Annotated in this window: 20 protein-coding genes; 8 read left to right on the forward strand and 12 right to left on the reverse strand. The window is 60.0% G+C overall.

Annotation, left to right across the window (positions count from 1 at the left end):
• Window positions 1-19: 19 nt before the first annotated feature.
• From NL116_RS06685 to NL116_RS06715, 7 genes are all read right to left on the reverse strand, one after another.
• Window positions 20-730, reverse strand: a complete 711-nt coding sequence (locus NL116_RS06685) for an ABC transporter permease (protein WP_494376506.1) — start codon at window positions 728-730, stop codon at window positions 20-22.
• Window positions 727-1,455 carry an ABC transporter permease gene (locus NL116_RS06690; RefSeq protein ID WP_494376507.1) on the reverse strand — a complete coding sequence of 243 codons (729 nt, stop codon included), beginning with the start codon at window positions 1,453-1,455 and terminating at the stop codon, window positions 727-729. Before NL116_RS06690 ends, NL116_RS06685 begins: the two co-directional genes overlap by 4 nt.
• A gap of 56 nt (window positions 1,456-1,511) precedes the next feature.
• Entirely contained in the window at window positions 1,512-2,294 is a 783-nt protein-coding gene (locus NL116_RS06695) for a transporter substrate-binding domain-containing protein (RefSeq protein ID WP_494376508.1), read from the reverse strand.
• A 225-nt stretch (window positions 2,295-2,519) separates the two neighbouring features.
• Window positions 2,520-4,208: an ATP-dependent DNA ligase gene (locus NL116_RS06700; protein ID WP_494376509.1), complete on the reverse strand. Its 1,689-nt coding sequence runs from the start codon at window positions 4,206-4,208 to the stop codon at window positions 2,520-2,522.
• Window positions 4,205-5,239 carry a ligase-associated DNA damage response exonuclease gene (locus tag NL116_RS06705; RefSeq protein ID WP_494376510.1) on the reverse strand — a complete coding sequence of 345 codons (1,035 nt, stop codon included), beginning with the start codon at window positions 5,237-5,239 and terminating at the stop codon, window positions 4,205-4,207. The genes NL116_RS06700 and NL116_RS06705 overlap by 4 nt, the downstream gene beginning before the upstream one ends.
• 198 nt (window positions 5,240-5,437) lie before the next feature.
• Window positions 5,438-7,888, reverse strand: coding sequence for a penicillin acylase family protein (locus tag NL116_RS06710; protein WP_494376511.1), 2,451 nt, complete (start codon window positions 7,886-7,888; stop codon window positions 5,438-5,440).
• A 161-nt stretch (window positions 7,889-8,049) separates the two neighbouring features.
• A complete protein-coding gene (locus NL116_RS06715) occupies window positions 8,050-8,694 on the reverse strand; it encodes a glutathione binding-like protein (protein WP_494376512.1) in 645 nt (214 codons plus the stop codon).
• Window positions 8,695-8,838: 144 nt separating this feature from the next.
• On the opposite strand from NL116_RS06715, the gene NL116_RS06720 reads away from it, so the two are divergent.
• Complete coding sequence (locus NL116_RS06720; protein WP_494378014.1) at window positions 8,839-9,390, forward strand: cysteine hydrolase family protein; 552 nt, start codon at window positions 8,839-8,841, stop codon at window positions 9,388-9,390.
• A 126-nt stretch (window positions 9,391-9,516) separates the two neighbouring features.
• On the opposite strand, the gene NL116_RS06725 is transcribed toward NL116_RS06720, so the two are convergent.
• The 4 genes from NL116_RS06725 to NL116_RS06740 are packed head-to-tail and all read right to left on the reverse strand — an operon-like array spanning window position 9,517 to window position 11,229.
• Entirely contained in the window at window positions 9,517-9,726 is a 210-nt protein-coding gene (locus tag NL116_RS06725) for an SEC-C metal-binding domain-containing protein (protein ID WP_007906737.1), read from the reverse strand.
• A complete protein-coding gene (locus NL116_RS06730; protein WP_494376513.1) occupies window positions 9,723-10,217 on the reverse strand; it encodes an LEA/WHy family protein in 495 nt (164 codons plus the stop codon). The genes NL116_RS06725 and NL116_RS06730 overlap by 4 nt, the downstream gene beginning before the upstream one ends.
• A 33-nt stretch (window positions 10,218-10,250) precedes the next feature.
• Window positions 10,251-10,727, reverse strand: a complete 477-nt coding sequence (locus tag NL116_RS06735) for a YchJ family protein (RefSeq protein ID WP_494376514.1) — start codon at window positions 10,725-10,727, stop codon at window positions 10,251-10,253.
• A gap of 4 nt (window positions 10,728-10,731) precedes the next feature.
• Entirely contained in the window at window positions 10,732-11,229 is a 498-nt protein-coding gene (locus NL116_RS06740; protein WP_494376515.1) for a DUF6231 family protein, read from the reverse strand.
• A 167-nt stretch (window positions 11,230-11,396) separates the two neighbouring features.
• On the opposite strand from NL116_RS06740, the gene NL116_RS06745 reads away from it, so the two are divergent.
• The 4 genes from NL116_RS06745 to NL116_RS06760 all read left to right on the forward strand — a co-directional run bounded on the left by NL116_RS06745 (window position 11,397) and on the right by NL116_RS06760 (window position 14,075).
• The gene (locus NL116_RS06745) at window positions 11,397-12,086 is read left to right on the forward strand and encodes a PA1041 family peptidoglycan-binding anchor lipoprotein (RefSeq protein ID WP_494376516.1); all 690 of its coding nucleotides are present in this window, start codon (window positions 11,397-11,399) and stop codon (window positions 12,084-12,086) included.
• Window positions 12,087-12,177: 91 nt separating this feature from the next.
• On the forward strand, window positions 12,178-12,897 hold the full coding sequence (locus tag NL116_RS06750) for a PA1041 family peptidoglycan-binding anchor lipoprotein (protein ID WP_494376517.1): 720 nt from the start codon (window positions 12,178-12,180) through the stop codon (window positions 12,895-12,897).
• A gap of 148 nt (window positions 12,898-13,045) precedes the next feature.
• Entirely contained in the window at window positions 13,046-13,324 is a 279-nt protein-coding gene (locus NL116_RS06755; protein ID WP_494376518.1) for a DUF1145 domain-containing protein, read from the forward strand.
• On the forward strand, window positions 13,317-14,075 hold the full coding sequence (locus NL116_RS06760) for a collagen-like protein (protein ID WP_494376519.1): 759 nt from the start codon (window positions 13,317-13,319) through the stop codon (window positions 14,073-14,075). Before NL116_RS06755 ends, NL116_RS06760 begins: the two co-directional genes overlap by 8 nt.
• A gap of 41 nt (window positions 14,076-14,116) precedes the next feature.
• Here the strand turns inward: NL116_RS06760 and NL116_RS06765 are convergent, their stop codons facing one another.
• Window positions 14,117-14,581 (reverse strand): CopD family protein, encoded by a 465-nt coding sequence (locus tag NL116_RS06765; protein ID WP_494376520.1) that lies wholly within the window; start codon window positions 14,579-14,581, stop codon window positions 14,117-14,119.
• Between the two features lie 99 nt (window positions 14,582-14,680).
• Here NL116_RS06765 and dinG point away from each other — a divergent pair, with 99 nt between their 5' ends.
• The 3 genes from dinG to NL116_RS06780 all read left to right on the forward strand — a co-directional run bounded on the left by dinG (window position 14,681) and on the right by NL116_RS06780 (window position 20,716).
• Window positions 14,681-16,825 carry an ATP-dependent DNA helicase DinG gene (dinG, locus tag NL116_RS06770; protein WP_494376521.1) on the forward strand — a complete coding sequence of 715 codons (2,145 nt, stop codon included), beginning with the start codon at window positions 14,681-14,683 and terminating at the stop codon, window positions 16,823-16,825.
• Between the two features lie 95 nt (window positions 16,826-16,920).
• The gene (locus tag NL116_RS06775; RefSeq protein WP_494376522.1) at window positions 16,921-19,422 is read left to right on the forward strand and encodes a beta-agarase; all 2,502 of its coding nucleotides are present in this window, start codon (window positions 16,921-16,923) and stop codon (window positions 19,420-19,422) included.
• Between the two features lie 148 nt (window positions 19,423-19,570).
• Window positions 19,571-20,716: a serine hydrolase domain-containing protein gene (locus tag NL116_RS06780; protein WP_494376523.1), complete on the forward strand. Its 1,146-nt coding sequence runs from the start codon at window positions 19,571-19,573 to the stop codon at window positions 20,714-20,716.
• The last annotated feature ends 34 nt before the right edge of the window (window positions 20,717-20,750 follow it).

The following is a 20,750-nucleotide window of genomic DNA, read 5'->3' on the forward strand; positions in this document are numbered from 1 at the left end:
TTTATTCCTAAAGCGGGTCCTAGTGGGTCGGCCCGAGGAAGGCCAGCCAGCGGCGTTCGGCGAGACGGAACAGGCCGACCAGCGCGAAGGTCACGGTCAGGTAGATCAGTGCGGCAATGCCGAATGACTGAAAGGTCAGGAAGGTCGCCGAGTTGGCGTCCCGAGCGACTTTCAAGATGTCCGGGATGGTCGCGGTGAACGCCACGGTGGTCGAGTGCAGCATCAGAATCACTTCGTTGCTGTAATAAGGCAACGAGCGACGCAGGGCCGACGGCATGATCACGTAGGCATACAGCTTCCAGCCGGTCAGGCCGTAGGCTTTGGCGGCTTCGACTTCGCCGTGGTTCATGCTGCGAATCGCCCCGGCGAAAATCTCCGTGGTGTAGGCGCAGGTGTTGAGGGCGAAGGCGAGGATGGTGCAGTTCATCGCGTCGCGAAAAAACGCATCCAGCACCGGTTGTGCGCGGATGGCGGCCAGGCTGTAGATGCCGGTATAGCAAATCAGCAGCTGAATATAGAGCGGTGTGCCACGGAACAGATAGGTGTAGAACTGCACCGGCCAACGGACGTAGAAGTGAGGCGAGACCCGGGCGATGGACAGCGGGATCGACACCAGGAAACCGATGAAAATCGAGGCACTGAGCAGCCATAGGGTCATGGCCAGGCCTGTGATGTTCTGGCCGTCGGTGTAAAGGAAGGGTTTCCAGTATTCCTGCAAGAGTTCGATCATCGTACGGCCTCCCGGGAACCAGCGGCGTAACGGCGCTCGAGCCAGCGCAGGACGAAGTTGGAAGCGCTGGTAATCAGCAGGTAAATCACCGCGGCCAGCACCAGGAAATAGAACAGTTGATAGGTGCTTTTGCCCGCGTCCTGAGCGGCTTTGACCAGGTCGGCGAGGCCGATGATCGACACCAGCGCAGTGGCCTTGAGCATCACCATCCAGTTATTGCCGATCCCCGGCAGGGCAAAACGCATCATTTGCGGGAACACCACGATCCAGAAACGCTGGCCACGCTTGAGGCCATACGCGGTTGCGGCTTCGACCTGGCCACGCGGTACCGCGAGAATCGCGCCACGGAAGGTTTCGGTGAAGTACGCGCCATAGATGAAGCCCAGGGTGATGACCCCGGCGCTGAATGGGTTGATCTCGATGTATTCCCATTCCATGAAGTCGGTGAACGACGTCAGCCAGGTTTGCAGGCTGTAGAAAATCAACAGCATCAGCACCAAGTCCGGGACGCCGCGAATCAACGTGGTGTAGACCTGCGCCGGCACGCGCACCAGTTTGACTTTGGACAGTTTGGCACTGGCGCCCAGCAAGCCGAGCAACACGGCCACCAACAGCGACAACGCCGACAATTTGATCGTCATCCAGGTGCCTTGCATCAGCAACGGACCGAAGCCCTTGAGGCTGAAGGCAGAGAGCCCCAGATTTTGTAGTAGGTTTTCGAACATAAATCAGCAACCTGATCGGATGAAAAAAGCGCCCATCGCGAGATGGGCGCCGGGCATTATTTGCCGCTGTACAGATTCAGATCGCCAAAGTGTTTCTTTTGAATCTCGGCGTATTTGCCATCATCGTGTAACGCTTTGATACCTTTATCCAAAAGCGCTTTCAGCTCGGTGTTACCTTTCTTAATACCGACAGCCGTTTTGGCCGGCAGCAAATGGTCGTCGACCGGCTTGCTGACATCATAGTCGGCGCCTTGTGGCGACTTCAGGAAGCCCAGTTCGGCTTGCAGCATGTCCTGAATCCCTGCGTCGAGACGACCGGAAGTCAAGTCGGCATAGACCTGATCCTGGTTGGCGTAGGCCTGGGTTTTCACGCCAGCCTTGTCCAGAACGGCTTTGGCATAGGCTTCCTGGATGGTGCCTTGCTCGTAGCCGACGGTTTTGCCCTTGAGTGAGGCGACGTCTTCAGTCACGCCAGACCCTTTTTTGAACACGTAGGCGGTCGGGCCGGAGAACAGCTCGCTGGAGAAGTCGATGACTTTTTCGCGGGCTTCGGTGACGGTCATCGAAGAGATCACACCGTCGAATTTATTGGCCTTCAGTCCCGGAATCATGCCGTCGAAATCGCTTTCGACCCATTTGCACTTGACCTTCAGCTCGGCGCAGATCGCGTTCCCCAGATCGATGTCGAAGCCTACCAGGCTGCCGTCGGCCGCTTTCGACTCGAACGGTGCATAGGAAGGGTCAACGCCAAAACGCAGTTCCTTGTATTCCTTTGCCATGGCGGAACCAGCAGCCATGCACAACGCCAGTGCAGAAAGGGTCAGCAATGCTTTTTTCATTATTCAATCCCTAAGAACCAATATGAGCGCTTGTGGCGCAGAGTTATTGTTACTGGTAAGCGTAAGACCTATTGAAAGTAGCAATTTCCGAACCAGAGTCCCGAACAAGCGTTTTAAAAGGTCATACAAGAAGTGACTGCGCGGGAATTGTGCACGAAAACGGGCGCCGTGGAAGTGTCGCACCAAGATGGTTCGGGGTGGCACAAATTAATGTAGGAGAGGGGTTCAGCTCAGTAAATTTTGCAGGGTGCCGAGATTGTCTGCCTCATCGATTGACTTATCCTGACGCCAGCGCAGCATTCTCGGAAAACGCACGGCGATCCCGCTCTTGTGACGTTTTGACAGGGCAATGCCTTCGAACCCCAACTCAAACACCAGGGTGGGTTTCACGCTGCTCACCGGGCCGAATTTCTCCACCGTGGTTTTGCGTACGATGCTGTCGACCTGGCGCATTTCTTCGTCGGTGAGTCCTGAATAAGCCTTGGCGAAGGGCACCAACGTGCGTTCGCTGGCGTCGGGCGGGCCATCCCAGACCGCGAAGGTGTAATCGCTGTAGAGACTGGCCCTCCGTCCATGACCTCGTTGGGCATAGATCAGCACCGCATCGACGCTGAACGGGTCGACTTTCCATTTCCACCACACGCCCATGTCCTTGGTCCGACCCACGCCGTACAGCGCATCGCGCGCCTTGAGCATCATGCCTTCGACGCCGAGACGGCGGGAAGCTTCCCTTTGGCGGGCGAGGTCCAGCCAGTCCTCGCCGGTCAATACCGGGGAGAGCAACAACACCGGGTCGTGGCAGGCGGCGATCACCTGCTCCAGTTGGGTGCGCCGCCTGGCCTGAGGCCGCGTGCGCCAGTCCTCACCGGCCCACTCCAGCAGGTCGTAGGCGAGCAAGACCACCGGCACCTCATCGAGAATTTTCTTGCCGAGGACTTTGCGTCCGATGCGCTGCTGCAACAGGGCAAACGGCTGCACGGCGGGGGCGGCGGGTGAGGCTGGATCGAAGGCATCTTCGGTGTCGGGGCGGGCGCTTTTCCAGGCGACGATTTCACCATCGATCACGGTGCCGTCGGGTAAGCCGTGTGTTAGATGATCGAACTCGGGAAAGCGCTCGGTCACCAATTCTTCACCCCGGGACCAGATCCACAACCGCCCGTCACGCTTGACCATTTGGGCGCGAATGCCATCCCATTTCCATTCCACCAGCCAATGGCTGGCGGGGCCAATCAACCGTTCGAACTGCTCGACGGGTTGCGCCAGCGAATGGGCCAGAAAAAAAGGGTAGGGTTGACCACCCCGTTCAGCGTGTTCACTTGCGGATTCGACGGCGATCAGTTTCAGGTAACTCGCCGCATTCGGGCGATTTGTCAGGTCGGTGTACCCGACCATGCGCTGGGCCACGCGTTTGCTGTCGAGCCCGGCCATGGCCGCTAGCGCTCGGGTCACCAGCAGCTTGGAGACGCCAACACGGAAGCTGCCGGTGATCAGTTTGATGCACAGCATCAGGCTGGCGCGATCCAGTTGCGACCAGAGTTCGGGCAGACGCTGGGCAAGCAATTCGGGTGATTCGCCGCGCAAGGTCAGCAGCTTGTCTTCAATCCATACCGCCAACCCTTCAGTGGAACGGTGCGGCGACTCGGGCAACACCAGCGAGATGGTTTCTGCCAGATCGCCGACTGCTTGATAGCTCTCTTCGAATAGCCAAGGTTCCAGCCCGGAAAGCGCTTGCGCCAGCTCTCGCAACACGCGCACCGGCACCAATTGTCGAGGTCGCCCACCGGACAAAAAATACACCGCCCAGGCGGCATCTTCCGGCGTGGCCTGGGTAAAGTAGTGTTGCATCGCGACCAATTTGGCGTTGCTCGACGTGGTGGCGTCGAGTTCGGCATACAGCTCGGCGAATGCCTTCATGCAAGCACCTTGTCGTTCTCGGATTCTGTCCCGGCGCTTTCTTCCTCGTCATCGCCGTATTCGGTAGTGAAGCTTTGTGCATCCAGACCTTGTTCGAGCAGATGGCGCACCAGCACGCCGACCGAACCGTGGGTCACCATGACGCGCTCGGCGCCGGTCTGTTTGATCGCCCACAGCAGGCCCGGCCAATCGGCATGGTCGGACAGTACAAATCCTCGGTCGACGCCGCGCCGACGGCGAGTGCCCCTCAAGCGCATCCAGCCGCTGGCGAAGCCGTCGCTGTACTCGCCGAAACGCCGCATCCAGGTGCTGCCGCCTGCTGACGGCGGGGCGATGATCAGCGCTTTGGGCATCATCGGGTCGCTCTTTTTGACGTCGCCGGCATAGATCGTCGGAGCCAGGTAAACGCCGCTCTGGCGATACACCTGATTGAGTGGCTCCACGGCGCCATGTACCAGAATGGGGCCGAGGCTGGCGTCGATGCCATGGAGAATGCGCTGGGCTTTGCCGAACGAGTAGCAGAACAGCACGCTAGCGATGTTGGCAGCGGCATTGGCTTGCCACCACTGATTGATCTCGGTGAACACCTCGGCCTGGGGCTGCCAGCGATAGATCGGCAGGCCGAAGGTCGATTCGGTGATGAACGTGTGGCACCGCACTGGTTCGAAGGGCGCGCACGTGCCGTCAGCTTCAGTTTTGTAATCCCCCGAAGCAACCCAGACCTCACCCTCGTATTCCAGACGCACCTGGGCCGAACCGAGCACATGGCCAGCGGGGTGAAAACTGAGGGTGACGCCATGATGTTGGAGGGGCTGGCCGTAAGGCAGGGTTTGCAGGTTGATGTCCGCACCGAGACGAGCGCGCAGGATGCCCTCGCCGGCCGATGCGGCCAGGTAATGACGATTGCCGCTACGGGCATGGTCGCTGTGGGCGTGGGTGATGATCGCGCGTTCGACCGGCTGCCATGGGTCGATGTAGAAATCCCCGGCCGGGCAGTACAAACCTTCAGGACGCGCGATAACAAGGTCCATATCGTTACCAAAATGGAGGGACTTGTTAGCTATGAGGTTGGCGTGAAGCCAGAAGTTCTATCGAGATTTCATTGGCGAACAACGTTCCAATGTGGGAGCGGGCTTGCTCGCGAAGGCGGCTTAACATTCAACGACGATGCTGAATGTCAGATCGCTTTCGCGAGCAAGCCCGCTCCCACATTTGCTCGGTGGTGAGCCTTACTTTCCGGGTGTCAGGGTCAGTTGAGTCTTGCCGTACACCTTGTCAAAGTTCTGCGGCTGCATCGGCAGGCTCATGTATTGCCCCTTGAGCCAAGGATCGATGCTGTTCAGGTAGTTAGGGCTGGCAGGGTTGCCCGACTGACCGGTGCCGTTCTGGCCCATCAGCGGCTCGGGCTGGCCGAAGTCGACGATAAAGCGCATGGCCGGCGCCAGCGAGGTGTTGAAGTCCTGACCCCAAGCGAAAGCCGACGTGTTCAGCGTGGTGTGATCTCCGCCCGCTGCGACTGGCCCGCGAACGGTCTGGCCGTTGGCGTTTTTCCACTCGTAACGGTGCAATTTCCCCCACTGCCAGGCTTTGTGATCGCCGCCCAGCTGACTGTCACCAGCGCTGATTGCTGCCGCCAGGCTACGGGCGAGGATCGCCGGTTTATCTTCTTTCTGCGGTGTGCGGGCGTCATCCCAGAACGGGCTGTCTTCGCGTCCCAGCAAATGATCGGCCTGCGCCGCGTAGGACAACTTGCCATTGGCGACAAAGGCTTTCCACGTCGGGCTGCTTTCCGGACCCAGTTCGTCGAGGAAGATTTGCTTCATGCTTTCCTGCAGGAACAGTTCGTAAATCGCAGCGTCAGCCGAGGTCGAACTGAGTTTGCCGTCGAACGCCATCAGGCGGGTATACGCCTCGTGAGCCTTGCCGCGATCGGCAACCGGCAGCGCTTCGATGGCCTGTTTGAGCGGCTGGGCCATGCCCGGTGCTTCAAACACCTTCTTCAGTTTGGCGGCGAACGTGGTGGTCTGGTCGTATTGCATCGCGATTACGCTGCGCGTGTCGTGTTTGCCGGCGCCCGCCAGTTCGGCCAGGCGTTCGCCACGCTCCGGTGCTGCCCAGGAATTGGACAGTTGCATGCCGTAGCCATGGGGAATGACGCGCTGGTTGGCGGTGCCGAGCCATCCTTGGGCTGGATCCTGATCATAGGGGTGCAGCATCGGGTCGGCGTAACCGTCCCAGTCGTAGCGACCTTCCCAACCCGGCGATGGCAGCAGGCCTTCGCCTTCGCGGCGGTTCGGGTAGCGGCCGGTGACTTGCCAACCAATGTTGCTCGCATCGGCGAAGACCAGGTTCAGGGCGATGGCGCGGATTTCGCGGCTGGCGTCCGAGGCTTTCTCGACGGTCTGGGCCCGGGACAGGTCGAAAAACGCGTCCAGGGTTTTGTCGTCGGTGAAGTTCGGCATTTGCAGGGCGAGGCCGAAACCGTTTGCCAGCGTAGTGCCTTGGGCGCTGTTAAGCAGCGGGCCGTGACGGGTTTCGTATATCGTTTCGCGAATCGGCCGCTGACCTTTGACGAAGTAGGTTTCGTTGCGCACGACGACGGGCTGCCACTTGCCGGCCACTTCATACGTGAGGCCGTTGCCCTGGCGTTTGATTTTTTCCAGGAACAGGTCCTGGTTGTCACCCATGACCGTGGTCATGCTCCAGGCCACTTTGCCGTTGAACCCCCCGAGTACCATCGGCAAACCGGCAATGGTCACGCCCGCCGCCTGATATTTCGGCGCGCGAATCTGCACGTAACTGAACAGCGACGGCACACCGAGCGGGCCATGGCTGTCACTGGCCAGCAGGCTTTTGCCACTGCGGCTGCGTTGCGGGGCGATTGCCCAGTTGTTCGACGAGGTGGCGCCCAACAGATTCAGGTCGGACAGTTGGCCCGTGGCTTTGCTGATTTCGGCCAGGCCGGGGATCGCGCCGTTGAGCTTGATGCCCTGCAGTTTATCGGCTTCGCCCAACGGCAGTTTTTCATCGGGCGCCGACGGCGTCAGCCAGGCGAGTTTGTCGGTGGTGACGGTCTGGGCCAGCATCAACGAGGAAATTTCTTCCGGCAAGTTGGCCGATTGACTGAAGTTCAGCAGGCAGAAAATCAGCGCCGAATCTTCCGGCTTCCAGTACTCAGGCGTGTAACCGGTGGCCGCGAGATCCGCTGGCAACTTGTCGCGATAGCGGAACAGGTAGGCGTTGACGCCTCGCGCATAGACTTCGAAGAAGCGTTTGAGGCGCGGCGAAGAAGCTTTGTACAGTTCGCCGGCGCTCTTCTTCAGATTCACTGCGCGCATGTAGCGGTCGGCGTCCAATAAATCGGCGCCGGACATCTCTGCGAGACGGCCTTCAGCCAGCAGGCGCAGGGTGACCATTTGCGTGATGCGGTCGCTGGCGTGGACGTAACCGAGGGTGAACAACGCGTCGTGGAAGCTGTTGCTTTCGATCAACGGCATGCCCATGGCATTGCGGCGCACCGAAACGTTCTGCGCCAAGCCCTTGAGCGGCTGCACACCGGAGGTCGGCAGGAGGGTGTCCTGAGCGTCCCGGGTCTGACAACCGGACAGGCTCAGAACGCCGGCCACTGCTGCGGCAACGCCGAACCGGGGAAGAAAATGTGTAAGGGCTGGCGAGGCCATGGCAAAGCTCCTGCGGGGGTAAAGACGCAATAAAGGCGCTACGTTAGTGAGCAGGAGGAGGGCGCGCAAGCGGCGACGGGGTTATTTCTTTTCGAAGCCGAACGCGCAGCGTCCGTAGAGGCATTCCCACGCAGAGCGTGGGAATGATCTTGGGGAAAGGCTCAGGGTTTTGGCGGGTTGATTTTGGCTGCCAGGGCATAGGCTTTTACGGTCGCCGGGCGATTCTGGATGTGGTTGAACCAGCGCAGCACGTTCGGGAAATCTTCCAGGTTTTGGCTCTGCCACTGGTGGGACACGATCCACGGGTAGATCGCCATGTCGGCAATGCTGTACTCGCTGCCGGCGACAAACTCATGGGTCGCCAGGTGCTTGTCCAGCACCCCGTACAAGCGTGCGGTTTCATCGATGTAGCGCTTGATCGCGTAGGGGATTTTCTCCGGCGCGAACTGGCTGAAGTGATGGTTCTGCCCGGCCATCGGCCCCAAACCGCCCATTTGCCAGAACAGCCATTGCAGCGCCAGCTGACGACCGCGCAAGTCCTTGGGCAGGAACCGACCGGTTTTTTCCGCGAGGTACAGCAAGATCGCCCCCGACTCGAACACCGATAACGGTTCACCACCATCGACCGGCTCATGATCGACGATGGCCGGGATTTTGTTGTTCGGCGAGATTGTCAGGAACCCGGGTTTGAACTGCTCGTTCTGGCTGATGTTGATCGGGTGAACGTGGTAGGGCAGACCTGTCTCTTCCAGGAATATCGAGATTTTGTGGCCGTTGGGGGTGGTCCAGTAATACAGGTCGATCATGCAGTGCTCCACATCAGGAGGGTGTCAGGTGAGACAGCAACCGCAGGCATCAGGTCGTCCTGTTTGCGTTCGATGGCTTGCCTGTTATTGGAGGTGATGCTGAAGTGGGTGAAATTCAATGACCCCGCAGGAGAAAAAACCGGCATGGCGCTCAAGTCCCGCGCAGCATTGATCATCATCGATCAACAAAACGGCATTCTGCATCCCCGGCTCGGTCGCCGGAATAATCCTCAGGCCGAGGAGCGAATCCTTGATCTGTTGGCATTTTGGCGCCGAACCGGGCGGCCGGTGATTCATGTGCAGCACCTGTCCCGCTCTCCGGATTCAGTGTTCTGGCCACAGCAGTCGGGGGTGGAATTTCAGGAGCGGTTCCAGCCAATGACCGGCGAACAGCTAATCCAGAAACAGGTGCCGGATGCTTTTTGTGGTACGGAGCTGGAGGCGAGTTTGCGCGAAGCGGGGATTGAGCAGTTGGTGATTGTGGGTGTGGCGACGAATAACTCGGTGGAGTCCACGGCGCGAACGGCCGGGAATCTGGGGTTTGAAACGTGGGTGGCAGAGGACGCGTGCTTTACCTTCGACAAGGCGGATTATTTTGGCACGGCGCGTTCAGCTGAGGATGTGCATGCGATGTCGCTGGGGAATTTGCATGGGGAGTATGCGACGGTCCTGAGTACTGCGCAGATTCTGAACTGAGTGTGCCCTTGAGGGCCTCTTCGCGAGCAGGCTCGCACAGGAGTTATATGTCGTCCATAGAACCCCTGTGAGCGAGCCTGCTCGCGAAGGCGATTCAACAGGCGAAGCAGTTCTTCGCCCGAAGCCTCAAGCGCCGTGGCACTTCTTGAATTTCTTGCCATTGCCGCACGGGCAAGGGTCGTTGCGGCCGACGTCTTTCAGGGCGTTGCGTACCGGTTCCTGGTGAGCGTGGCCGCAGTTCGGGCCGTGAACATGGCCATGGTCGTGATCGTGGTGGTCGTGATGGTCATGATCGTGATTGCAGTCAGGGCCATGGACGTGGGGTTGCTGGGTCATCGGGTGTGCTCCGGAATTAAATCGGCGGGGATTATCACGCCATTGCGCGCAAGGTGCACGTCATGTGCGATGAATAAACCGGTTTCCAGTTCACCTTCCAGACGATAGGGAATGGGTTGGTCGGGTTTTTTCAGCATTTTCACCAGGTCGCGCACCTTGGGCCAGAGGTTGGTGCGGATCGGAACTTTGAAGTAAGCGCTGTGCTTGGGGCTGATCGTAAACCAGTGATCGTACTCACCTTCGGTCAGCAAGATGTCTCCCAAGTGAATTCGGTACTCAAGGCTGCGCACGGTCAAGTCGCTGTCGTTGGGGTTGTCGATGCGAAAGTGCAGGAGAAATTTCTGCTCAAGCAGTTTCGCCCGCACCACTTCAACCTTGATGAGATGCACCTCGGGGTCCGGCTCGTCGTCATCGAACCACGACGCACAGCCAGCGAGCCCCAGAAACAGGAGCAGGCTGAGCAGATTGAGTGCGTGTCGCCGGGTGATCATGCTCGTGTATCTCCCTTGAACCTGTCGCCCACCTCAAGTGTTGAAATACCCCGCGCAACATTTCTTGAATTTCTGCCCGCTGGCGCACGGACAGGCGTCATTGCGCCCGGCCTTGAGTTGAACCGTCGGGTCGATGAAATACCAGTGGCCGGCGTTCTGCACGAAGGACGAGCGCTCGCGGTGGCTGTGTTCGCCGCTGCCATCGTGCCAGCGTGCAGTGAAGGTCACGAAGGCGTGCTCCGGCTGGCCGCCGAAGACTTCGGAGCTTTCCACCTCCAGGCCAAGCCAGGTGCTTTGCGCGCTCCAGTTGCTGATGGACTGACGATCCAGTCCGGCCTGTTGCGCGGGCAGGGTGGTCGCCACCAGATAGTCGATCAGCCCCAGCACGTAGGCGCTGTAGCGCGAGCGCATCAAGGCTTCGGCACACGGCGCCGGATGCCCGGCGTGGTAATGACCGCAGCAGGCATCGAGCAGGGTGCCGCTGCCGCAAGGGCAAATGGATGTACTCATTGCATTACCACCAATATTTCCCGAAGTTTTCCGGGTTGGCCCAAAAGCGTGAGTTGAGCCAGTCGGGTACTTGTTTGTAGTCAAGCAGATCATAGGTGAACAGGGTCAATACCTGTTCATCGCGCTGGAAGCGCTCGCTGGCTTGCAGCGCCAGGGAGAAAAAATCCGTCTCCTGCCAGCCGCTGGCCGACAAGTCGGCCAGCACCGCAATGCGGCTTGCGTTGAGGTTGCGGATCCCGCCGAGCAGGTTCAGTCCATCGCGTTTTGGCAAATGTTCGAGGCAATCGACCGCCAGCGCCAGATCGAACCGGCGTGCCGCCAGTTCCGCCGGCAACGGCCCCGGAGCCGCATGAGCAACACATGTATCCGGGTGGGCCAGCTTAAACGCTTCCAGGGCGGGAAACTCACTTGCGCCGATCAGCAACAGCTGCGCGGGAGCGTAAAGGTCCAGCAAAGCGGCCAGCGCCTGTTGCGGCGTGCGTGAAGAAATTGCTGCAATCATTAAAGATCCTCAATCAGAGCACCAAGACTAGCCTGCCTGAACGTCCGGGCCTAGAGCGCGTTTACCGCAATGGAATAAAACAGCCATGGCCTATTGCTGGCGGAGTTTAATAGTCGGGTCTTTACTACCTGAATCGGTTCTAAGCCGATCCCTCAGGAGAAAACTAGATGAGCATAGTTCGGACAGCATTACCCTTGGTTCTGCTCACCAGTGTGTTGACTGGTTGCGCAGGTTTGCAGAAAACCGACTGGCCGACCTGCGCGGCTGTCGGTGGTGTCGTGGGCGCGGGTCTCGGCGCGACCGAGAGTTCCGCATGGGCAGGCTATGGCGCGCTGCTCGTCGGCGGCACGGCAGCGGCCTATTGCTGGGTTCACGGTGATGGCGACGAAGACGGTGATGGTGTACCGGATAGCCGTGACAAGTGCCCGGGCACACCGCACGGCGTGAAAGTCGATGCCAACGGTTGCCCTCCACCTGCACCGGTGGTTGAAGAGGCTGTTGTGGTCAAGGAAGAAACCATCGTCATCCGCGATGTTCACTTCCAGTTTGACAAAGCCACACTCACACCATCCGACAAGCAGGTTCTGGACAAGATCGCCACTCGCTTGAAGGCGGAAGCGCCTACTGCACAACTGACCGTAACGGGTCATACCGACAGCGTGGGCAGCGATGCCTACAACCAGAAACTGTCGGATAAACGCGCTCACTCGGTGGTTGAATACCTCATCGCGCAAGGCGTGCCACGCAGCAGCTTCGTGTCTGTGGTCGGTGCCGGTGAAAGCCAGCCGGTCGCCGATAACAAAACGGCTGACGGCCGCGCGATGAACCGTCGCACGGAAATCAAAATCAACCGTTAAAGTCCCTTCCGCTCCGCGGCTTGTGTAGTCGCGCAAGCGGGTCTTTACTCCTGTGTAACCGGTATGGGCCGGTAACACAGGAGCTTTCAATATGAGCGTTCTCACAAGGACCGTCCTGCCGGTTCTGCTGCTTGGCAGCGTGTTGACCGGTTGCGCAACTCACAGCGATGGCACTGCCCCCCTCAATCAACGCACCTGGCCGATCTGCAGCGTCATTGGCGGGCTGGTGGGCGGCGGGTTGGGCGCCATCGAAAGTGGCGGCTGGGCGGCCGGCGGAGCAGCGCTCGGGATCTTGACCGGTGGCTTGATCTGTTACGCCCAGGATGGCGACGAAGATGGCGACGGCGTTTTCGATCGACGCGATCGTTGCCCCGATACACCCGCCAATACCCAGGTCGATCATCGTGGTTGCCCACTGCCGCAATATCAGGTCAGTGTGAAACCTGCCGAACCTGTACCCGAGGAAGTCATCACCCTCAGCGATGCGGGCGACGTGCTGTTTGCGTTCAATAAATCCGACCTGACCCCGGCTGCGCAGAATCAGCTGAATGCGCTGATGCCGAAATTGCAAAGCGCCGATGTGGTGAGTATCAAGGTGGTTGGCTATACCGACAGCGTCGGTTCCGATGTCTACAACCAATTCTTGTCGGAACGTCGCGCCACCAGCGTGGCGGCCTATCTGATGAACCAGGGGCTGGACCCGAACAAACTCACCAGTGAAGGCAAGGGCGAAAGTCAGCCTATAGCCGATAACGCGACTGACGAAGGCCGCGCGAAAAACCGTCGCGTGGAATTGCACATCAATCGCTAAGTCGCTAAATAGAGCCATCGGCACACCCAGTCGGTGATGCCGATGGCCATTCGGCGGTCTTCATGAAGAATTTTCCGTTGCCCTCTGGCATATCCCGCGTGGAAGCCGTTACTGTGCGTCCAAAGAATAATGATCGGCGGGGGAGCGTATGAAGGTGTTTTGGGGGCTGGGGAAATTATTGACCCTGCTGTTCTGGATGGTGGTGCTGGTCAATCTGCTCACGCCGTTTGTTTATCCGCTGCACCCGTTGGTCAATCTGGCCGGGGGCTTGCTGGCACTGTTCCATCTGCTGGAGCTGGTGTTCTGCAACCGCAGCCTCAAAGGCCGCGCCCACCCTTGGCGTGATCGTCTGCAAATTGCCATTTTCGGCGTCTTCCATCTTCAAACCCTCCCAGCTCCCTCCGTACCGAAGGCTTCCCATGCGTAATCTCTGTCTGCTCGCCGCATTTATCAGTCCATTGGCCTGCGCTCAGGTGGTCAGTGTCGAAGCCAACTCGTTGATGCGCTTGCCCAACACGGCCAGCACCTTGCAACTGGAGCGGCTGGACGTCGCCGATTACGGCACGTTGTTGATTCCTTCGAACGTCACCGAAGTGACCGTGGGTGAGTTGCGTCTTGGGCGTGAGGCGCGAATTGCCATCGTGCCGAGTGAGCAACCACTGGAATTGAAAGTGCATCGTGCTGAGTTGTCGGAAGGCAGCCAGATCACCGCGAGGGGGGCGCCGGGGAGTTTCCAGAAGGCGGCACGTTCGGGGCGTAACCTGAATTTGCAGATCAAGGCGTTGAACGCTCCGCAATTGTTGGTAGATGCTCGCGGCGGCGCAGGCGCACCGGGGTTTTTTGGTCTTGACGGCGCCAATGGCCAGGATCCGGGTTGCACGTGGGGCCAGGCCGGTCGCGGTGCCGATGGCAGCAATGGCAGTGATGGTCAGCCGGGGGCTGCGGGTGCGCTGGTGAAGCTGGAAGTACCGCGCGATTACCCTGCGGATAAAATCAAGGTGCAGGTCGCTGGCGGCGCCGGTGGCATCGCTGGCCCTGGCGGTAAACCGGGGGCGGGTGGCCAGGCCAAAGGCTGTCTGGTGTACAAGGCCGATGGCGGCAAAAGTGGCCATCCGGGTGCGGATGGACAGCCTGGGCCTGCCGGTGCGGCGGGTTCTGTAACTGTTCAGCGGTTGTAAACAGTTCACTATCGTTCCCACGCAGAGCGTGGGAGCGATCATTAGAACATCGGTCGGGCAGCCGCAATCGCCACCAGCAGCAAGCCCACCAACAGATTAATCCCCACCAACCGCCGAATCTTCCCAAGCACCGCAGCGCCCGCCGGCCAATCCTGCGCCGTCACCGCTGCGCGCAACTCCGGCAACATCAATGCCTGGATCCGGATAAACAGCGCCGTCATTACCACGTACAACCCCATCATCACCTGCACATACCGCGGCGCGGCCTCGAACCCGGCATATTGCAGATGAATCATGCCGACGCCGCTGATTGGCAGCAGCACCACCGCGACCCAGACCCAACGGAAAAATCCTTGAAACACTTCCACCCACAGTTTCAAGCGGGCGGGGCCTTCCAGCGCCTTCATGGCCGCGGGGCGCAAGACCATCCAGGCGAAAAACATGCCGCCTACCCACACCAGGGCGGACAGGACATGCAGGGTATAAACGATGCCAAAAGGTGTCATTGGGGTACTCCGTTCTGCGCGGGATTAATTAGCGGGGTATGATAGCCGCCATCCGAAACCACTGAAAATTTATCCAGCGTTTTTAGCGCCCGACAATCCATGATCAGCACCGAACTCAAAACCACGATCCAGGGCGCCTATTCGCGTTTTCTCGAAGCCAAGAGCCTCAAGCCGCGCTACGGCCAACGCCTGATGATCGCCGAAATTGCCAAGGTCCTCGGGGATATCGACACCGACGACGAAGGCCGGCGCAGTGGCGACCCCGCGATTGTCGCGGTGGAAGCCGGCACCGGTACCGGCAAAACCGTGGCCTACAGCCTGGCGGCGATCCCGACCGCCAAGGCTGCCGGCAAACGCCTGGTGATCGCCACGGCCACCGTCGCCCTGCAAGAGCAGATCGTCTACAAGGATTTGCCCGACTTGATGCGCAACAGCGGGCTTAATTTCAGCTTCGCGTTGGCCAAGGGCCGGGGGCGCTACATGTGCCTGTCCAAGCTCGACATGTTGCTGCAGGAAGGCCACGCACAAACGGCCACGGCGCAGTTGTTCGAAGAAGAAGGCTTCAAGATCGAGGTCGACGAGGCCAGCCAGAAACTGTTCACCAGCATGATCGAAAAACTCGCCGGCAATAAATGGGACGGCGACCGCGACAGTTGGTCCACCGCGCTGGAAGATGCCGACTGGGCGCGTCTGACCACCGATCACAGCCAGTGCACCAACCGCCATTGCCCGAACTTCGGCCAGTGCGCCTTTTACAAGGCCCGCGAAGGCATGGGCAAGGTCGACGTCATTGTGACCAACCACGACATGGTCCTGGCCGACCTGGCGCTGGGTGGCGGTGCCGTGCTGCCGGACCCACGCGATACCCTCTACGTGTTCGACGAAGGCCATCACCTGCCAGACAAGGCCATCGGCCACTTTGCCCATTACACCCGCCTGCGTTCCACCGCCGACTGGCTGGAAACCACCGCGAAAAACCTCACTAAATTGCTGGCCCAGCATCCGCTGCCCGGCGATTTGGGCAAGTTGATCGAACAAGTGCCGGAACTGGCCCGCGAGATCAAGACCCAGCAGCAATTCATGTTCACCGCTTGCGAGCAGGTCGCTGATTTCAAACCCGGCGAAGACGTCGAAGGTCGCGAGCGGCCGCGTCACCGGTTTGTCGGCGGGGTGATTCCCGAGCACATGCGCGAGATGGGTGTCGAGCTGAAGAAGGGCTTTGCCCGGCTCACCGACCTGTTTACCCGGCTCACTGAATTGCTCAAGGAAGGCATGGACGGCGAGGTCAACATCGGCATCGCCAGTAATCAGGCCGAAGAGTGGTATCCATTGTTCGGCAGCCTGTTGTCCCGTTCTTCGGGCAATTGGGAACTGTGGGTGGCGTTCACTGCTGAAGACCCGGAAGACAACCCGCCCATGGCCCGTTGGCTGACGTTGGCAGAAAGCGGTTCGCTGTTCGACATCGAGGTCAACGCCAGCCCGATCCTTGCCGCAGAAATGCTTCGACGAAACCTGTGGAACGTCGCTTACGGCGCGTTGGTAACGTCGGCAACCCTGACGGCCCTCGGCACCTTCGACCGTTTCCGAATGCGTGCCGGCCTGCCGAAAAAAGCCGTGACCGCGGTGGTCCCGAGCCCGTTTCACCACGCCGATGCCGGCGTGCTGCGAGTGCCCGACCTGAAAGCCGATCCGCGGGATGCACCGGCCCACACCGCGGCGATCATTCGTGATCTGCCGCAACTGGTTGAAGGCTCCCGGGGCACGCTGGTGTTGTTCTCTTCGCGCAAACAGATGCAGGACGTGTTCGACGGCCTCGACCGCGACTGGCGCAAGCAAGTGTTCATTCAAGGCAACCTGTCGAAGCAGGAAACCCTGAACAAACACAAGGCACGCGTCGATGGCGGGGATTCCAGTGTGCTGTTCGGCCTCGCAAGTTTTGCCGAAGGGGTCGACCTGCCGGGTGCGTATTGCGAGCACGTAGTGATCGCGAAGATTCCGTTCTCGGTGCCGGACGATCCCGTCGAAGCAGCGCTGGCGGAATGGATCGAGGCCCGTGGTGGCAATCCGTTCATGGAAATTTCCGTGCCGGATGCTTCGCTGAAGCTGGTCCAGGCCTGCGGTCGCTTGCTGCGTACCGAAGAAGACCGCGGCACCATCACCTTGCTCGATCGACGCCTGGTTACCCAGCGTTATGGCAAAGCCATCCTCAATGCGCTACCGCCGTTCCGCCGCGAAATTTCCTGATACACCGGTGGGCACATTTGCCCGCCGCGTTGTCTATCTCTCTACCATCGCTTTTCCACTGACCTTTGAAGGTCGTTAGGGAGAACCACGTTCCTATGATTTGCCGCTCGTTGCCTGCTGTATTCGCCTTGATGTTCGCAGCCCCGTTGCTGGCGGCCCCTGCCGGCCAACAGACGCTGTTTAACTTCGTACGCCCCGCTGACGTGGTCCAGGTGGCGACTCAGGACGCCAGCCTGCCGCAGTCCAATGCGGAGCAAACAGCCGAAGGCGAAGTGTTGCGCCGGGTGACGTTCAACCCGGTGGCCCAGCCGAGTCTACGTTTGACCCCGCAAACCGGTGCCTGGGACTGGTCGCAGTCGGGCGTCATGAGCCTGCGGATCCAGAGCGCAATGGATTGGGCCGTGACCCTGTACGTGAAAATCCAGAGCAACGACGGCAAGACGCTGGTCAGTCGCGTCGATTTACCGGCCGGTCCTGCGCAGACTTTACTGGTGCCGTTGGTGGCAAGCTCCCCCTTGAGCCAAGGCATGAAAGCCGGGCCGCCCATGCCGATGACGGTCGACGGCCAGCGCATTTTGTTGGCCAGCAGTGCCGGTGAACTGGATCGCAGCCAGGTGGTGTCGGTGACCTTGTCGATGGATCAGCCAAAAGTGGCCCAGAACATCTTGCTGGAACGCTTTGGCGTGCAGGATGGTGAGGCTGTGACTCAAGCCGTCTATGGCGGGTTGGTGGATGCTTACGGTCAGTCGACCCGGGCCAAATGGCCGGAAAAAATCAGCAGCGATGAGCAACTGAAAAGCGCCGCCGCCAAGGAACAGCAACAACTGAAAACCTGGCTGGCCGAGCGTGAGAAATCCTCCCTGGACACCTTCGGTGGCTGGACCACAGGCCCGACATTCAAGGCCAGCGGCTTTTTCCGCACCGAGAAACGTGACGGTCGCTGGTACCTGGTAACCCCTCAAGGGCATCCGTTCTATTCGCTTGGGGTCAATACCGTGGCCCCGGACGTCAACCAGACCTACGTCGCCGGCCGTGAGTGGATGTTCCAATCCCTGCCAACACCCGACGAGCCGTTGGCCACCCATTTTGGTGACGGTGATAACCGCGGCGGCAACGGTGCCGATCAGGGCCGAGGCTACAACGCTGGTCGCTGGTACGATTTTTACGGTGCCAATTTGCAGCGCCTGTATGGCGCACCGTGTGCGCTGGGCAGCGACACCAAGGGCGGTGTTGCCGAAGCGGCCAAGGCCGATGCGGTCGAAGCGACGGTCCAGAAGGCTGCCGAACCACCGGTAACGTCTTCGACCGCCGAATCCGGTGTCGCCGAAGCGGCCAAGACCGGCGCAGCCGAAGCAACCGAAGTAAAAGCGTCTGAACAGAAACCCGCGGAGCCCTGCAAAGCGGTGGTGGATGAACCACGCTGGACCGGCCACACCCTCGATCGTCTGCAAGCCTGGGGCTTCAACACCCTCGGCAACTGGAGCGCCCCGGCGCTCGGCGATGCTGATCGCGTGCCCTACACCTTGCCGCTGTCGATCGTCGGCGATTACGCCAGCATCAGCACCGGCACCGACTGGTGGGGCGGCATGCCCGACCCGTTTGACCCGCGTTTCGCCATGGCCACCGAACGCGCCGTGGCCATCGCCGCCCGCGATCATCGCGACGATCCATGGCTGATCGGCTACTACGCCGACAACGAATTGGCCTGGGCCGGTCCCGGTGACGACCCGAAAGCCCGTTATGCGCTGGCTTACGGCACCTTGAAAATGACCACTGACGTGCCGGCCAAACGCGCGTTTCTCAAGCAACTGCGCGATAAATATCGCAATCAGGCGGGGCTGTCCAAAGCGTGGGGCATCGATTTGCCAGCCTGGGAATTGATGGAAGACCCGGGGTTCGTGCCGCCGCTGCCAAGCGCTGACCACCCGGAAATCGAGGCCGACTTCAAATACTTCCAGAAGGTCTTCGCGGATACCTACTTCAAGACGATCTCGGACTCGCTCAAGTGGCACGCACCGAACCAGCTGTTGCTGGGCGGTCGTTTCGCCATCAGCACCCCGGAAGCCGTGGACTCCTGCGCCCAGTATTGCGACGTGTTGAGCTTCAACATGTACACCTTGCAACCGCAGGACGGTTACGACTTCGCCAGGTTGCGCAGCCTCGACAAACCGATACTGATCACCGAATTCAACGTTGGCTCGGCGGATCGGGGGCCGTTCTGGGGCGGCGTGACGCAATTGGCCAAGGAAGAAGACCGTGGGCCGGCCTACGCGAACTTCCTCAAGCAGGCGCTGAGCGAGCCGTCGATTGTCGGTGTGCATTGGTTTCAATACCTGGACCAACCCGTGACCGGGCGGTTGCTGGACGGTGAGAATGGTCACTTCGGTCTGGTGGGGATGACTGATCTGCCGTTCCAAGGGTTCGTGGAGGCCGTGCGCAAGAGCAACCTGGCGGCTGTCGATCAGTTGAGCAAAGAGGCCACGAAAGCGGCGGCCGAGGCAGACAAGGCCAGCCACGATGGCGAAGGCGGGAGAAAGGCCGAGGCCGGCAAAGGCCCGGGCAGGGGAGCCGGTGGGCATTCTGGCCAGGGACACTGAGTCCTGAAATACCGCGTCATCAGCATCAGCGATATGTTCAGGCAAGCAGATAACCTGGCGACCGCCCAGCCTAACCCTGTTCCCAAATCCCTCTAGGGCTGGAACAATGCGGGCCACTTTGTATAGCGATTATCCAGGAGCAATGCGGGTGCAGATTCAGGGTCATTACGAGCTCAAGTTCGAAGCCGTACGCGAAGCGTTCGCGGCGCTGTTCGACGATCCTCAGGAACGTGGCGCAGCCTTGTGCATCCAGGTCGGCGGTGAAACCGTCCTCGACCTCTGGGCCGGTACCGCCGACAAGGATGGCAGCGAAGCCTGGCATAGCGACACCATCGCCAACCTGTTCTCCTGCACCAAGACATTCACCGCGGTCACGGCCCTGCAACTGGTGGCGGAAGGCAAGTTGCAACTGGATGCACCGGTTGCCCGCTATTGGCCCGAATTTGCTGCCGCCGGCAAAGAGTCCGTGACTTTGCGCCAATTGCTCTGCCATCAGGCAGGCCTCCCGGCATTGCGCGAATTGCTGACCCCGGAAGCGCTTTACGACTGGCAAACCATGGTCGATGCCCTTGCGGCCGAAGCGCCGTGGTGGACGCCGGGCCAAGGTCACGGTTACGCCGCAATCACTTACGGCTGGCTGGTGGGCGAGTTGCTGCGCCGTGCCGACGGTCGCGGGCCGGGCGAATCCATCGTCGCGCGGATTGCCAAGCCATTGGGCCTGGATTTCCATGTCGGTCTGTCTGATGAAGAATTCCATCGCGTGGCGCACATCGCGCGTGGCAAGGGTAATGTCGGCGATGCCGCCGCCCAGCGCCTGCTTCAAGTGACCCTGCGTGAACCGACGGCCATGACCACCCGGGCCTTCACCAATCCGCCATCGATCATGACCAGCACCAACAAACCCGAGTGGCGGCGCATGCAGCAACCCGCTGCCAATGGCCATGGCAATGCACGCAGCCTGGCCGGGTTCTACGCCGGTCTGCTCGATGGCAGTTTGCTGGAAGGCGAAATGCTCGATGAGCTGACCCGGGAACACAGCCTCGGCGACGACAAGACTTTATTGACTCGGACCCGCTTTGGTCTGGGGTGCATGCTCGATCAACCGGACGTTCCCAACGCGACCTACGGCCTCGGCCCACGGGCGTTCGGCCATCCGGGCGCTGGCGGCTCCATCGGTTTTGCAGACCCGGAACACGATGTTGCCTTCGGTTTTGTGACAAATACCCTGGGGCCGTACGTCTTGATGGATCCACGCGCGCAGAAGCTTGCGCGAGTACTGGCCACTTGTCTGTAAAACCCGCTCAAGGGTTCCTGTACCGGAACCCGAC

This window comes from Pseudomonas sp. FBCC-B1667, from assembly GCF_059133255.1.